Origin of the sequence: Micromonospora sp. CA-248212 (genome assembly GCF_050948405.1) — a bacterium.
In the GTDB taxonomy this organism is placed as follows: Bacteria; Actinomycetota; Actinomycetes; order Mycobacteriales; family Micromonosporaceae; genus Micromonospora.
The window spans coordinates 6,175,459-6,188,592 of sequence record NZ_CP192023.1; the positions used below are offsets into that span (position 1 = coordinate 6,175,459).

Sequence of the window (13,134 nt, forward strand, 5' to 3'; positions counted from 1 at the left end):
CGGCGATCTTCTAGGGTGGGGGCGTGGCTCGCAGCGTGTACCTGACCAGCGTGGGTTCGGGCGGGGGTAAGTCGACCATCGCTCTCGGACTGGCCGAACTGCTGTCGCGGCAGGTGGGGCGGATTGGCGTGTTCCGGCCGCTGGTCGCCGACACCGGCCCCGATTCGATCCTCGCCCTGCTCAGCGAGCGGTACCGGGTCGAGGTGCCGGTCGCCGAGCTGGCCGGGGCCACCTACGCCGAGGCGGCCGCGCTGGTCGCCGACGGCCGGCGCGAAGAGCTGATCTCCGCGATCGTGGAGCGCTACCGGGCGGTCGAGCGGCAGTGCCCGGCGGTGGTCGTGGTGGGCAGCGACTTCGACGAGCCGGGTGACCCCGCGCACCCTCGCGAGCTGGCCTTCAACGCCCGGCTGGCCACCGAGTTCGGCAGCGTGGTGGTACCGGTCGTGGACGGCTACGAGCAGGAGCCGGCGGCCGTCGCGGCGGCCATGCGCGGGGCGTACCACGATCTGGCCGACCTGGGCGCGACAGTGCTCGCGGTGATCGCCAACCGGGTGCCCGGACCGATGACGCTGCCGGAGCTGCCGGTGCCCGCGTACGCCATCCCGGAGGTGCCGAGCGTGTCGGCGCCGACGGTGGCCGAGGTGGCGGCGGCGCTCGGCGCCACCCTGCTGGCCGGGGACGACGCCGCGCTCGGGCGGGACGTGCTGGACTTCGTGGTCGGCGCGGCGCACGTGCCGACCCTGTTGGGCCACCTCACCGAGGGCGCGCTGGTGATCACCCCGGGCGACCGGGCCGACCTGCTCGTCGCCGCCAGCGCGGCCCACGTGGCCGGGCAGGTGTCGGTGGCCGGGTTGGTGCTCACCCTGGGCGAGCAGCCCGATCCCCGGGTCATGCGGCTGGTGGAGGGGTTGAACACCGGGCTGGCGGTGCTGTCCGTGGGCAGCGACAGCTACGACACGGTCGAGGCGTCCAGCCGAATCGAGGGGCGGCCCAGCGTGGCCAACCCGCGCAAGGTGGAGGCCGCGCTGGGCGCGTTCGAACGCTGCGTGGACACCGACGACCTGGCCCGCCGGCTCCGGGTGAGCCGCTCGACGCGGGTCACCCCGCTGATGTTCGAGAACGAGCTGATCGACCGGGCCCGCTCGCAGCGCCGCCACCTGGTGCTTCCCGAGGGCACCGACGACCGGATCCTGCGGGCGGCGGAAATCCTGCTACGCCGGGGCGTGGCCGACCTGACGCTGCTGGGCCGTCCCGACGACATCGCCCGGCGCACCCGCGAGCTGGGCATCGACCTTGGCGACGCGCGGCTCGTCGACCCGACGAGCAGTGGGTGGCACGACGAGTTCGCCGCCGAGTACGCGCGCCTGCGCGCCCACCGGGGCGTCACCGCCGAGCTGGCGTACGACATCGTGGCCCAGCCCAACTACTTCGGCACGCTCATGGTGGCCACCGGGCACGCCGACGGCATGGTCTCCGGCGCCACGCACACGACCGCCGCCACCATCCGACCCGCCTTCGAGATCATCCGTACCGTCCCGGACGTCTCGGTGGCCTCCAGCGTCTTCTTCATGCTGTTGCGCGACCGGGTGCTGGTCTACGGCGACTGCGCGGTGAACCGCGACCCGGACGCCGCCCAGCTCGCCGACATCGCGATCTCGTCGGCCGACACCGCCGCACGGTTCGGCATCGAGCCCCGGGTGGCCATGCTGTCGTACTCCACCGGCAGCTCCGGCGCGGGCGCCGACGTGGAGAAGGTCGCCGCGGCCACCGCGCTCGTCCGGGAACGCCGGCCCGACCTGCTGGTCGAGGGGCCGATCCAGTACGACGCGGCGATCGATCCGGCGGTGGCGGCGACCAAACTGCCGGAGAGCAAGGTCGCCGGGCACGCCACGGTCTTCATCTTCCCGGACCTCAACACGGGCAACAACACGTACAAGGCGGTGCAGCGCTCGGCCGGGGCGGTCGCCGTCGGGCCGGTGATGCAGGGCCTGCGCCGGCCGGTGAACGACCTGTCCCGGGGCGCGCTGGTGCCGGACATCGTGAACACGGTGGCGATCACCGCCATCCAGGCGGCCGCCGGGGAGGCGTCATGAGTCGGGTCCTGGTGCTCAACTGCGGGTCGTCGTCGGTGAAGTGGCGGCTCTACGACGGGGACCGCACGCTCGGGCAGGGCACCGTCGAGCGGGTCGGCGAGGCCGGTGGCGGCCCGGCGGACCACGCCAGCGCGGTCCGGCAGATCCTGGACGGGCTGGACCTGACCGGGTTGACAGCCGTCGGGCACCGCGTGGTGCACGGCGGCCGGACGTTCACCGCCCCGACGCTCGTCGACGACGCGGTGCTGGCCGCGATCCGCGACCTGGTCCCGCTCGCCCCGCTGCACAACCCGGCCAACCTGGCCGGCATCGAGATGGCACGGGCGGCCCTGCCGGACGTACCGCAGGTCGCCGTCTTCGACACGGCGTTCCACCACACCCTGCCCGAGGCCGCCGCGACCTACGCGATCGACCGGGACACCGCCGAGCGGTACGACATCCGCCGGTACGGCTTCCACGGCACCTCGCACGCGTACGTCTCCCGGCGTACCGCCGAGCTGTTGGACCGCCCGTACGGGCAGCTCAACACGATCACCCTGCACCTGGGCAACGGGGCGAGCGCCTGCGCGGTGGCCGGTGGTCGCAGCGTCGCCACCTCGATGGGGATGTCACCCCTGCAAGGGCTGGTGATGGGCACCCGCAGCGGCGACCTGGACCCGACCGTGATCTTCCACCTGCGACGCGAGGGCGGCCTGTCGGTGGACGAGATCGACGACCTGCTCAACCACCGCAGCGGCCTGCTCGGCCTGAGCGGCGTCAACGACATGCGCGAGGTACTGCAACGCCGGGCCGCCGGCGACCGGGCCGCCGCGCTGGCCTTCGACGTCTACTGCCGGCGGATCACCGGGTACGTCGGGGCGTACTACGCGCTGCTCGGCCGCGTCGACGCGATCGCGTTCACCGCCGGGGTGGGCGAGCACGCCGCCGGAGTGCGGGCTGCCGCGCTGGCCGGCCTGGACCGGCTCGGCATCAGCGTGGACGACACCCGCAACGACGGCCAGGGTGACCGGGTGATCTCACCCGACGGCGCCGAGGTGAGCGTGTGCGTCATCCGCACCGACGAGGAACGGGAGATCGCCCGGCAGACCCGGGACGTGGTGGGGAAGCTCTAGGCGAGCCAGACGACCAGGGCCACCAGCAGCACCACGACCACCGCCGCGCCGACGATGAGGGGCAGCCGGGACGGCGCGTCGGCCGGGGCGGTGGCCTCCGGCGTCTGGGTGAAGGCACGGAACGCCTCGGTGTTGCCACTGGGGTCGGTGTAGTTCTCAGCCATGCCGGTGACCCTAGCGAAGCCGTGGCCGACGCACCGCCCCCACCTCCCGTGGTCGCGTCGGGTCGGGCCGGGCGGCGGAGCGACCCGACCGGGTGGCGGGCAGACGCAGGCCGGACGGCGGGGTCGTCGCGCAGGTCCCGACGCCTACGGTGAGACAGTGGGGGCGGGACGGCTGGTCGCCGTACTGGTGACAGCGCTGCTGGCGGGGTGCGCGCCGGCCTCCGCCGTGGCCGGCGGGTCCACCGGGGCACCGGCCGCGCGCCGAGCGCCCGAGGGGTCGTACACCGTCGGCGTGCGTACGCTCACCCTCGATCCGCGCTCGGCGCGCCCCCTGCCGGTGACCCTCTGGTATCCGGTGGGCACCGACGGTGTGGCCGCCGGGCGGTTCCCGGTGGTCGTCTACAGCCACGGGCTGCACAGCCGGCCCGAACTGCACGCCGGGTTGACCACCCGGTGGGCGGCGGCCGGATTCGTGGTGGCCGCGCCGGCGTACCCGCACACCCGCTCGGACGCCGCGCACTTCACCCGGGCCGACGTCCGCAACCAGCCCGCCGACGGTTGGCGGCTGATCCGGCACCTGGGACGCCTCGACCGCGACCCGGGTGATCCGCTCGCCGGCCACCTGGATCTCGCGTCGGTCGCCGCCGCCGGTCACTCGGCGGGTGGCTTCACCACCTCCGGCATGTTCACCGAGGGCCACCCGACCCGGCTGCGCGCCGGCATCGTGATCGCCGGCGGCGGACTGCCCGGTAGCTTCGCGGGGCCGAGCGCCCCGGTGCTGTTCGTGCACGGCACGGCCGACCCGGTGGTGCCGGTGACGGTCGGGCGGGCGGCGTACGCGCGCACCCGGGGTCCGGCGGCCTTCCTCAGCGTCGTGGGGCAGGGGCACGGCGAGTACCTCACGCCGGACCGTCCCGGGTTCACACCGGTGCTGGCCACGACGACCGACTTCCTGCGCTGGACCCTCTACGGCGACAGCACGGCCGGCGCGCGCCTCCCCCTCGACGCCCGCACGGCGCTGACCCGCTACGAGTCACGCCCGGCCCGCTAGCAACTCCCCACCCGGCACCCGGCCGAGCCGTCCGGTCACACCTTGAGGACGTCCACGTCGTACAGGGCTATCGACGCGTCGCGCGAAGCGAGGGTCAACCCTTCGGTGATCGCCTGCGCCACCAGCATGCGGTCGAAGGGGTCGCGGTGATGTGGTGGCAGGCGGCCAGCGGCGATGGCGTGGGCATGGGTCACCGGGAGGTCCCGGAAGCCCATGTCTCGAACCCGCTCCGCAAGGTCAGGCGGTCCGGCGAGTTTCCCGGTGCTCTGCTTGATGGTGATCTCCCACAGGGTGACCGGGGAGAGGAAGATGTCTGGCTCGTGGCGTAGTTGGTCGAGCAACTCGGGGCCGAGGTCCGGGTCGCCGGCGATGGCCCAGAGGGCGACGTGAGTGTCCAGCAGCAGGTTCATGCGCCGAGGCCGAAGTCCTCGGCGATCTCGGCGTTGGTCCGTGGTGAGTCCCAGTCACCCGAGAGGTCCACTTGGCCGGCGAGCGAGCCGATCGCGGTGCGGTTGGCCCGCCGGACCAGGGGTACGACCTTCGCCACCGGGGTGCCCGCCCGGTCGATGATGATCTCCTCGCCGCGTTCCACCCGTTCGATGATGCGCGACAGATGGGTCTTGGCATCATGCATGTTGTAGTGCACGGCCTCAGCCGACATGGCGCAGCCCTCTCGCTTAGCTAAGGGATTAGTCTAGCCTGTTTGAACGCCGACGTCAGCGGCCTTGTCGGCTCGGGGCGGGGGTCGGACGCGCACGCCTCCCGACGGTACCGTGGCCCGATGGACGACCTCGCGCAGCGTCAGTTGGCGAGCATCGCCGAGCTGGTCGAGGTGAGCACGTCGGCTGGTGTCCCGGTGTGGTTGCGCGGCGGCTGGGCGATGGACTTCCACCTCGGCGCGGTGACCCGCCCGCACGTCGACGTCGACTGGTACTGCTGGCACGAGGACGCGCCGCGACTCGCCGCACTGCTGCTGGCCCGGGGCTGGCGTCCCGACCCGAGGATGCCGGCGGAGCGACAGCTCGACCTGTTCGCGGGAGACGTCGAGGTCAGCGTGGCGTACCTGGGCCGGGACGACAGCGGTCGGCCGACCGTGGGCGCCGGCCCCTGGGCGGGCACCCCTCTGCCGGCCGGGATGCTGGACGCGCCGCCCGGCCGGATCGGCTCGTTGACCGTGCCGACGATCTCGGTGGCGGCCCAGATCGAGTTCAAGCAGATGTACCCGGTGTGGATGCCGGAGCGTCCCCGCCGTCCGAAGGACGCGGACGACCTGGCTCGACTGCTCGCTGGGCCTCGTCGAGCAGGTCCTCGTACACCCCGATCTTGAAACCGATCAGGTCCAGGCACTGCGTGAGTTTGCCGATCTGGCCGGTGACGCGCTCGCGGTGCTCGCGCATCAGGGCAAGACGTTCCTCCTCGTTGCCGGCACCCGCCCGGACGAGGTCGGCGTACCGGCGCAGCGCGGGCAACGGCATGCCCGAGGCACGGAGAATGATGCAGACGGTCAACCAGTCCACGTCGTCCTGGCTGTAGACGCGACGCCCGCCGGGCCCACGGCGTACCGGATCGACGAAGACGCCCTCCTGCTCGTAGAAGCGCAGGGCGTGCACGCTCAGGCCGGTGCGTTCGGCGACCTGCCCGATGCTCAGACTCGCGATGTCGTCGGCCATGCCGAGCAGGGTAGCGAGGCTTGACCTAGAGCCGACTCCAGCTCCTAGGGTCCCCCGTGATCGTCACGACATCGCCAGAGGAGCATCGGCATGCGCTATCGCACCCTCGGCGGGACCGGCATCGAGGTGAGCACCCACTGCCTCGGAACCATGATGTTCGGTGCCGTCGGAAACCCGGACCACGACGAGTGCGTCCGCATCATCCACACCGCGATCGACAGCGGCATCAACGCCATCGACACCGCCGACATGTACGGCCGGGGTGAGTCCGAGCAGATCGTGGGGAAGGCGCTGCGGGGGCGTCGCGACGACGTCGTCCTCGCCACCAAGGTCCACTTTCCGATGGGCGAGGGGCCCAACCAGGGTGGCAACTCGCGGCGGTGGATCCTCAAGGCGGTCGAGGGGAGCCTCCAACGTCTGGGTACCGACTGGATCGACCTCTACCAGGTCCACCGCCGGGACCCCTCGACTGACATCGAGGAGACGCTTTCGGTGCTCACCGACCTGGTGAGCCAGGGAAAGATCCGCGCCTTCGGATGTTCGACGTTCCCCGCTGAGGAGATCGTCGAGGCACACCAGGTGTCCGAGCGTCGCGGCCTCGGCCGGCTGCGCACCGAGCAGCCGCCGTACTCGATCCTCGCCCGCGGGGTGGAGACCTCGGTCCTCCCGGTCTGCCAGCGCTACGGCATGGGGGTGCTGGTCTGGAGCCCGCTCGCCTTCGGCTTCCTCAGCGGCAGGTACCGCAAGGATCGGGCCGTCGACCTGTCGACCGGGCGGGCGGTTCTCCGGCCGGCGCAGTTCGATCCCGCGATCGCGGAGAACGCGGCCAAGCTCGACATCGTCGAGCGGCTCGTCGACCTCGCGGCGGACATCGGGTGCACGCTGCCACAACTCGCCATCGCCTTCACCGTGGCCCATCCGGCGGTCACCTCGGCGATCATCGGACCACGGACCATGCAGCACCTGGAGGACCTGCTCAAGGGCGCGAGCCTCGCCCTGGACGACGCGACCCTCGACCGGATCGACGAGATCGTGCCACCCGGCACGAACCGGTACGAGCCCAACGCCGCCTTCCGCCCCCGCTCCCTGACCGACCCGGCGCGGCGGCGGCGTCCGCTCTCCGAACGCGCCGCGGCCTGAGACGACCGGTGACAGCGTGGCCGCAGCGCGCCGGACCGCCCCGAGCCACCGGCGCGGCACGGCACAATTGAGGCCATGTCGCGTCGTGTCACCCCCACGCTGCTGGCCAGCGCCCTGCTCCTGACCGGTCTGGTCGGCTGCTCCACGGACGCCCCGAGGAAGGAGACCGCGCCGGTCGCCGTCGAGCCGCCGCCGGCCGCCACGCCGACACCGCGGGTACCCGCCGGGTCCGCGCCCGAGAGCGCCTTCGGCGTCGGCGTACGACAGCTCAAGCTGAACCGGGACGGCCGTGCGCTGCCGGTGACCCTCTGGTATCCGGCGGCCGGGAAGGCCGGCGGCGCGGCCAGGCGGTCCGCGGCGGCGGCGGACGGCCGGTTTCCGGTGGTGATGTTCAGCCACGGCCTCGGCGGGCGGCCGGAGGACTACGCCGCGCTGCTGACCCGCTGGGCCGCGGCCGGCTTCGTGGTGGCCGCGCCGACCTTCCCGCACACCTCCAAGGGCGGTGACGGCAACGTCCTCGACGTCCTCAACCAACCGGCCGACGTGTCGTACGCGCTGACCCAGGTGCTGGCGCTCGACGGCAGGGCCGGCGACGGGCTGCGCGGCCGGTTGGCGACCGACCGGGTGGCCGCGGCGGGGCACTCGGCCGGCGGGGTGACCACCATCGGCCTGTTCACCGCGGGCCGGGACGAACGGCTGGACGCCGGGGTGGTGTTCGCCGGTACGGCCGTCGGCGTCGGTACGGCGTTCGCGGGCGCGACCGCGCCGCAGTTGTTCGTGCACGGCGAGTTGGACGAGGTGGTCGACTACGCGGCGGGCAAGGCGGCGTACGACAAGGTGCCGTGGCCGAAGGCGCTGCTGAGCCTGCCCAAGGGTGACCACGGCCGAGCGCTGCTCGGCGACGCCGCGTCACTGCGGGTCGTCTCGGACACGTCCGTCGAGTTCCTGCGCTGGTCGCTGTACGGCGACCCGGCGGCCAAGAAGCGCATCGCCAAGGACGCGACCCGCAACGACATCGCAACCTTCGACGATCACCTCTGAGCGTCGCCCCTCCCCCGCGCGATCTTGCACTTTCTGTCGCGTCATAGCGGGACATTTTTCGCGAGACGGCAACAGAAAGTGCAAGATCGCGGGGGTGTGGAGGTGTGGGGGCCGGGCGCGGGGGTCAGGCGGTGTGGTCGATGACGACCTTGCCGAAGGCGTCGCCGGAGTGCAGGCGGGCGAAGGCGTCCTCGACCCGGCTGAACGGGACCACGCTGTCCACCACCGGGCGGACCTCGTTCTCGGCGCAGAACGCCAGCAGCTCGTACAGCTCCCCCGGGGTGCCCATCGACGTGCCCAGGATCTCCAACTGCATGGCGAAGACCCGGCGCAGGTTGACCGTCGGCTGGTGGCCGGCGGTGGCGCCGGAGACCACGATTCGGGCCATCGGGGCGGCCGACTTCATCGAGTGCTCGAAGGTCGCCGCGCCGACCGTCTCGATCACCACGTCGACCCGCTCCGGCAGCCGGGCGCCGGGCTCCACAGCGGTGGCCCCGAGAGCGGAGATCCGCTCGCGCTTGGCGGCGTCGCGACTGGTCGCGTACACCCGCTTGCCCATCGCGACGGCGAGCGCGACGGCCGCCGTCGCAACGCCGCCGCCCGCGCCCTGCACCAGCACGCTGTCGGCGTCCGCGACGCGACCCTTGGTGGTCAGCATCCGCCACGCGGTCAGCCAGGCCGTGGGCAGGCACGCGGCGTCGGTCGCGGCCATGCCGTCGGGCAGCGGGACCAGGTTCGACCGGGGTACGGCGACCTGCTCGGCGAGGGTCCCGGCGAAGTGCTCGGAGAGGATGGAGACGCCGCGTGGGTCACCGGGAGTGACGACGACCGGGTAGACGACCACGTTGTTGCCCTCGGGGTCCACACCCACCGCGTCGCAGCCGAGGATCATCGGCAACTGCGCCTCGGTGAGCCCCACCCCGCGCAGCGACCACAGGTCGTGGTGGTTGAGCGAGGTGGCGCGCACCCGCACGGTCACCCAGTCGTCCTCCGGGTGGGTCGGCTCGGGTCGCTCACCGACGGTGAGGGCGGTGAGCGGATCGGCGTCGTCGAAGCGGGAGACGAAGGCAGCACGCATGATCGGCACCGTAACAAGCTGAGCGCTCGTTAAGAAGGGCCGGCCGCCGGGCCACGCCGCACGCCGGTCACGCCGTCGCGGTCACCACGCCGGTCACGGCGTTCCGGTCACCACGCCGGTCACGGCGTTCCGGTCACCGCCGGGCCACGCCGTCACGGCGGGCGGCCTCGGCCACCGCCTCGGCGACGGCCGGAGCGACACGCGGGTCCAGCGGCGACGGGACGATCGCCTCGGGAGTCAGCGACTCGGCCACCACCCCGGCGATGGCGTCCGCCGCGGCGACCTTCATCGCGTCGGTGATCCGGGTGGCGCCGGCGTCCAGCGCGCCCCGGAACACCCCGGGGAACGCCAGCACGTTGTTGATCTGGTTGGGGTAGTCGCTGCGGCCCGTGGCGACCACCGCGACGTGCCGGGCGGCCACCTCCGGGTGCACCTCCGGGGTGGGATTGGCCAGCGCGAACACGATCCCACCGGGTGCCATACCGGCGATGGCGGCCTCCGGGATCTCGCCTCCGGAGACGCCGATCAGCACGTCCGCGTCGCGCAGCGCCTCGGTGATGTCGCCGTGGCGGCCGTCCGCGTTGGTGCTCGCCGCCAACTCGGCCTTGCCACCGGTCAGCTCGGTGCGGTGCCGGCCGATGATCCCCTTCGAGTCGCAGACGACGACCTGGTCGGGGTTGACGCCACCGGCGATGAGCATCTTCGTCACGGCCACCCCGGCCGCGCCCGCGCCGCTCACCGCGACCCGCAGGTCGCCGAGCTTGCGGTTGAGCAGGGTGGCGGCGTTACGCAGCGCCGCGAGCACCACGATGGCGGTGCCGTGCTGGTCGTCGTGGAAGACCGGGATGTCCAGCGCCTCGTCGAGGCGACGCTCGATCTCGAAGCAGCGCGGCGCGCTGATGTCCTCCAGGTTGATCCCGCCGAACGAGGGGGCCAGCGCCCGCACCACCGCGACGATCTCGTCCACGTCCTGGGTGTCCAGGCAGATCGGCACCGCGTCCACCCCGGCGAACTGCTTGAACAGCACCGCCTTGCCCTCCATCACCGGCAGGGCGGCGCGCGGGCCGATGTTGCCGAGCCCCAACACGGCCGAGCCGTCGGTCACCACCGCGACAGCGTGCGACGCCCAGGTGTACTCGTCGGCCAGGGCGGGGTCGGCGGCGATCGCCTCGCACACCCGGGCCACCCCCGGGGTGTACGCCAGGGAGAGGTCCTCGCGGCTGGTGAGCGGCACCGTCGAGGCGACGGCCATCTTGCCGCCGACGTGCAGTTGGAAGACGGGATCAGCGGGGTCCACGGTGGATGAAGACATGGCGGTGACTCCAGGATCTGTCGAGCAGATGTGAGGCGGCGGGCCCGGCCGCGAGGTGGGCGGCGAGCGATGGCACGCGGCGCGGGGGGTCACCCGGCACTTTCCGAGCATAGTGTCGACCCTGCCCCTCGGATGTGAGCAGGGTCATATATCCCGACGAGGCACCCGTCCGGGGCGCGGCCAGTAGCGAGCCACCACCCGGCCGCGTACGTCGGCCACGCCGTACGCCCGGGAGTCGTCGGTGATCAACTCGTTGTCACCGCGCAGCCACCAGCCGCCATCCTGGGGCCGGACCGCCCGCTTGACGACCAGCAGTTCCGGCCGTGTTCGGAAGACCGCGACCACCACGTCGCCGGGCCGGATGGGACGCCCGCCCGAGCGGACCAGCACCGCGTCGCCGTGCCGCAGCGTCGGCGCCATGGACGGGCCGGCCACCGCGACCGCCGTCAGCGGGCCGCGCAAACGAGGCGGCTCACCCGGGTGATCGGCGCGCACCGGTTTCACCTCCACCCGGTTCGGGGAGCATTCCCAGGAGTAATGTCGCCTTTGATCATCGCAAACTTCCCATGGAGGATCCCGATGCGACTTCCGCGCATCCTTGCGCCCCGCGTCACCGCGAGCGCTCACTGCGACCTGCCGTGCGGCGTCTACGACCCGGCCCAGGCCCGGATCGAGGCCGAATCGGTCAAAATGATCTGCGAGAAGTACCAGGCGAACACCGACCCGGAGTTCCGCACCCGGGCGGTCATCATCAAGGAGCAGCGCGCCGAGCTGGTCAAGCACCACCTGTGGGTGCTCTGGACCGACTACTTCAAGGCGCCGCACTTCGAGAAGTACCCGAACCTGCACACCCTGTTCAACGAGGCCACCAAGCTCGCCGGCGCCAGCGGCGTCAAGGGCAGCCTCGACCCGGCCACTGCTGACCAGCTCCTCGCGAAGATCGACGAGATCGCGAAGATCTTCTGGGAGACCAAGAAGGCGTGACCAACCCGGTCACCCCGACGATCCGGCCGGTACGTCCCGCGGACGTACCGGCCGTCGTCGCCATGGTGCACGAACTGGCGGCGTACGAACGCGCTCCCGAGCAGTGTCACCTCACCGAGGAACAGCTCACCTCGGCGCTGTTCACCACCGCTCCGGCCCTCTTCGGTCACGTCGCGGTCGACGAGCACGACGCGCCGGTCGGCTTCGCCCTGTGGTTCCTCAACTTCTCCACCTGGGCCGGCGTGCACGGCATCTACCTGGAGGACCTGTACGTCTCCCCGGCGGCCCGGGGCACCGGCGCGGGCCGCCTACTGCTCGCCACGCTGGCCGACATCTGCGTACGTCGGGGTTACCGCCGGCTGGAGTGGTGGATGATCGAGTGGAATCCGGCCGCCGGCTTCTACGCCTCGATCGGCGCCCAGCAGATGAACGAGTGGGTCCCGTACCGGCTCAGCGGTGACGCCCTACGCGATCTGGCCGCTCAGGCGGAGGCCGCCGACACGCGCCCGGGCGACTGACCGGGTAGAGTCCCCGACCGGGGGGATGAGCGTGACTCAACTGACCGGCCAGCCAACGACCGACGACGACGTGGTGCACCTCACGGTGCCCGCCGACGGCGGTTACCTCGGCGTGCTCCGTACCGCCACCGCAGGCCTCGCGGCCCGGCTGCAGTTCGCGCTCGACGAGATCGAGGATCTGCGGATCGCGGTCGACGAGGCGTGCGCCATGCTGCTCGCCATCGCCACCCGTGACGCCGAGTTGGAGTGTCGGTTCGCTGTCACCAACGACGCGCTGACCGTCGAGGTGACCGTGCCGACCGTCCGCGGCGCCACGCTGCCCGCCGAGTCGTCCTTCGCCTGGAAGGTGCTCACCGCGCTGACCACGTCGGCGTCCGCCACGGCCACCGACGGCCGGGCGACCATCTCGTTGCTGACCCGCCGCTCCGGCGGCTACTGACCGGCAACGCTCCGCCGTGCCGGGCCGCGAGGCTCAGGCGGCGCGGCGCGGCGGGGCAGGCGGGACCACCGTGCACGTCAGCGTGCCGCGACGGGATCAGCCGCGCCCGCCGGTCGACGTCACTCGAAGCCGAGGGCCTTCGTCGTGGGCGGGCTGACGAGCAGCCAGCCGACGCCCAGGCCGAGCGCCATCAGCGGAATGCCCAGCCAGCCCAGCCCGCCCTGGATCATGAACCAGCCGATCGGCAGCAGCATCAGCTGAAGGACGATCGCGGGGGCCCGTGCGCCGGCCCGGCGGCGCAGCAGCGCGCGGCCCAGCGCCCACAGCGCGACGGCCGCCCCGACGGCGAAGGCGGTCACCAGCAACGCCGACGCGAGATCGGTGGTGGCGGCGGTCAGGTCGGCCCAGAGCAACCAGACCGCGATCAGCCCGACGGCGACCGCCTCCGCCCACAGCAGCCGCACCGCCCAGCGAAGCGTGCCGGGAATCCGGGCCGAGTCGATGGTCACGCGCGCCACGATACCCGTGCTAC

17 protein-coding genes are annotated in these 13,134 nt (G+C 72.4%); 9 read left to right on the forward strand and 8 right to left on the reverse strand.

Going from position 1 to position 13,134, the window contains the following annotated elements:
* Positions 1 to 23 precede the first annotated feature (23 nt).
* Positions 24 to 2,093 carry a phosphate acetyltransferase gene (gene pta / locus ACQP03_RS28990; protein WP_357125798.1) on the forward strand — a complete coding sequence of 690 codons (2,070 nt, stop codon included), beginning with the start codon at positions 24 to 26 and terminating at the stop codon, positions 2,091 to 2,093.
* Positions 2,090 to 3,205 carry an acetate/propionate family kinase gene (locus ACQP03_RS28995; RefSeq protein ID WP_357396510.1) on the forward strand — a complete coding sequence of 372 codons (1,116 nt, stop codon included), beginning with the start codon at positions 2,090 to 2,092 and terminating at the stop codon, positions 3,203 to 3,205. The genes pta and ACQP03_RS28995 overlap by 4 nt, the downstream gene beginning before the upstream one ends.
* Here the strand turns inward: ACQP03_RS28995 and ACQP03_RS29000 are convergent.
* Positions 3,202 to 3,369 carry a hypothetical protein gene (locus ACQP03_RS29000; protein WP_357175305.1) on the reverse strand — a complete coding sequence of 56 codons (168 nt, stop codon included), beginning with the start codon at positions 3,367 to 3,369 and terminating at the stop codon, positions 3,202 to 3,204. The two genes, ACQP03_RS28995 and ACQP03_RS29000, sit on opposite strands and share 4 nt — an antisense overlap.
* A gap of 157 nt (positions 3,370 to 3,526) precedes the next feature.
* On the opposite strand from ACQP03_RS29000, the gene ACQP03_RS29005 reads away from it, so the two are divergent.
* Positions 3,527 to 4,420, forward strand: coding sequence for an alpha/beta hydrolase family protein (locus tag ACQP03_RS29005; protein WP_433459148.1), 894 nt, complete (start codon positions 3,527 to 3,529; stop codon positions 4,418 to 4,420).
* A gap of 35 nt (positions 4,421 to 4,455) precedes the next feature.
* Here the strand turns inward: ACQP03_RS29005 and ACQP03_RS29010 are convergent, their stop codons facing one another.
* Both ACQP03_RS29010 and ACQP03_RS29015 read right to left on the reverse strand, forming a co-directional pair.
* Positions 4,456 to 4,830 (reverse strand): type II toxin-antitoxin system VapC family toxin, encoded by a 375-nt coding sequence (locus ACQP03_RS29010; RefSeq protein WP_357125810.1) that lies wholly within the window; start codon positions 4,828 to 4,830, stop codon positions 4,456 to 4,458.
* Positions 4,827 to 5,081, reverse strand: coding sequence for a type II toxin-antitoxin system Phd/YefM family antitoxin (locus ACQP03_RS29015; protein ID WP_357396506.1), 255 nt, complete (start codon positions 5,079 to 5,081; stop codon positions 4,827 to 4,829). The genes ACQP03_RS29010 and ACQP03_RS29015 overlap by 4 nt, the downstream gene beginning before the upstream one ends.
* A gap of 120 nt (positions 5,082 to 5,201) precedes the next feature.
* On the opposite strand from ACQP03_RS29015, the gene ACQP03_RS29020 reads away from it, so the two are divergent.
* Positions 5,202 to 5,747 carry a nucleotidyltransferase domain-containing protein gene (locus ACQP03_RS29020; protein WP_433459151.1) on the forward strand — a complete coding sequence of 182 codons (546 nt, stop codon included), beginning with the start codon at positions 5,202 to 5,204 and terminating at the stop codon, positions 5,745 to 5,747.
* Here the strand turns inward: ACQP03_RS29020 and ACQP03_RS29025 are convergent.
* Complete coding sequence (locus tag ACQP03_RS29025; RefSeq protein ID WP_363661185.1) at positions 5,629 to 6,090, reverse strand: MerR family transcriptional regulator; 462 nt, start codon at positions 6,088 to 6,090, stop codon at positions 5,629 to 5,631. The two genes, ACQP03_RS29020 and ACQP03_RS29025, sit on opposite strands and share 119 nt — an antisense overlap.
* Before the next feature lie 90 nt (positions 6,091 to 6,180).
* Between ACQP03_RS29025 and ACQP03_RS29030 the strand changes: the two genes are divergently transcribed.
* Positions 6,181 to 7,230 (forward strand): aldo/keto reductase, encoded by a 1,050-nt coding sequence (locus tag ACQP03_RS29030; protein ID WP_433459152.1) that lies wholly within the window; start codon positions 6,181 to 6,183, stop codon positions 7,228 to 7,230.
* A gap of 75 nt (positions 7,231 to 7,305) precedes the next feature.
* A complete protein-coding gene (locus tag ACQP03_RS29035) occupies positions 7,306 to 8,271 on the forward strand; it encodes an alpha/beta hydrolase family protein (protein ID WP_357125825.1) in 966 nt (321 codons plus the stop codon).
* A gap of 124 nt (positions 8,272 to 8,395) precedes the next feature.
* Here ACQP03_RS29035 and ACQP03_RS29040 read toward each other — a convergent pair whose 3' ends face one another.
* From ACQP03_RS29040 to ACQP03_RS29050, 3 genes are all read right to left on the reverse strand, one after another.
* Positions 8,396 to 9,358: a zinc-binding dehydrogenase gene (locus ACQP03_RS29040; RefSeq protein ID WP_433459154.1), complete on the reverse strand. Its 963-nt coding sequence runs from the start codon at positions 9,356 to 9,358 to the stop codon at positions 8,396 to 8,398.
* A 124-nt stretch (positions 9,359 to 9,482) separates the two neighbouring features.
* Positions 9,483 to 10,661 carry an NAD(P)-dependent malic enzyme gene (locus tag ACQP03_RS29045; protein WP_357175327.1) on the reverse strand — a complete coding sequence of 393 codons (1,179 nt, stop codon included), beginning with the start codon at positions 10,659 to 10,661 and terminating at the stop codon, positions 9,483 to 9,485.
* A gap of 144 nt (positions 10,662 to 10,805) precedes the next feature.
* Complete coding sequence (locus tag ACQP03_RS29050) at positions 10,806 to 11,156, reverse strand: S24/S26 family peptidase (protein WP_357125834.1); 351 nt, start codon at positions 11,154 to 11,156, stop codon at positions 10,806 to 10,808.
* Positions 11,157 to 11,240: 84 nt separating this feature from the next.
* On the opposite strand from ACQP03_RS29050, the gene sodN reads away from it, so the two are divergent.
* From sodN to ACQP03_RS29065, 3 genes are read left to right on the forward strand one after another with little or no spacing between them, the layout of a single operon-like run.
* Positions 11,241 to 11,645, forward strand: coding sequence for a superoxide dismutase, Ni (gene sodN / locus ACQP03_RS29055; protein ID WP_355050524.1), 405 nt, complete (start codon positions 11,241 to 11,243; stop codon positions 11,643 to 11,645).
* Positions 11,642 to 12,163 (forward strand): GNAT family N-acetyltransferase, encoded by a 522-nt coding sequence (locus ACQP03_RS29060; protein ID WP_357125838.1) that lies wholly within the window; start codon positions 11,642 to 11,644, stop codon positions 12,161 to 12,163. The genes sodN and ACQP03_RS29060 overlap by 4 nt, the downstream gene beginning before the upstream one ends.
* A gap of 31 nt (positions 12,164 to 12,194) precedes the next feature.
* Positions 12,195 to 12,602: an ATP-binding protein gene (locus ACQP03_RS29065; protein WP_357126538.1), complete on the forward strand. Its 408-nt coding sequence runs from the start codon at positions 12,195 to 12,197 to the stop codon at positions 12,600 to 12,602.
* Between the two features lie 119 nt (positions 12,603 to 12,721).
* On the opposite strand, the gene ACQP03_RS29070 is transcribed toward ACQP03_RS29065, so the two are convergent.
* Complete coding sequence (locus ACQP03_RS29070; RefSeq protein WP_357125841.1) at positions 12,722 to 13,111, reverse strand: hypothetical protein; 390 nt, start codon at positions 13,109 to 13,111, stop codon at positions 12,722 to 12,724.
* Positions 13,112 to 13,134 lie beyond the last annotated feature (23 nt).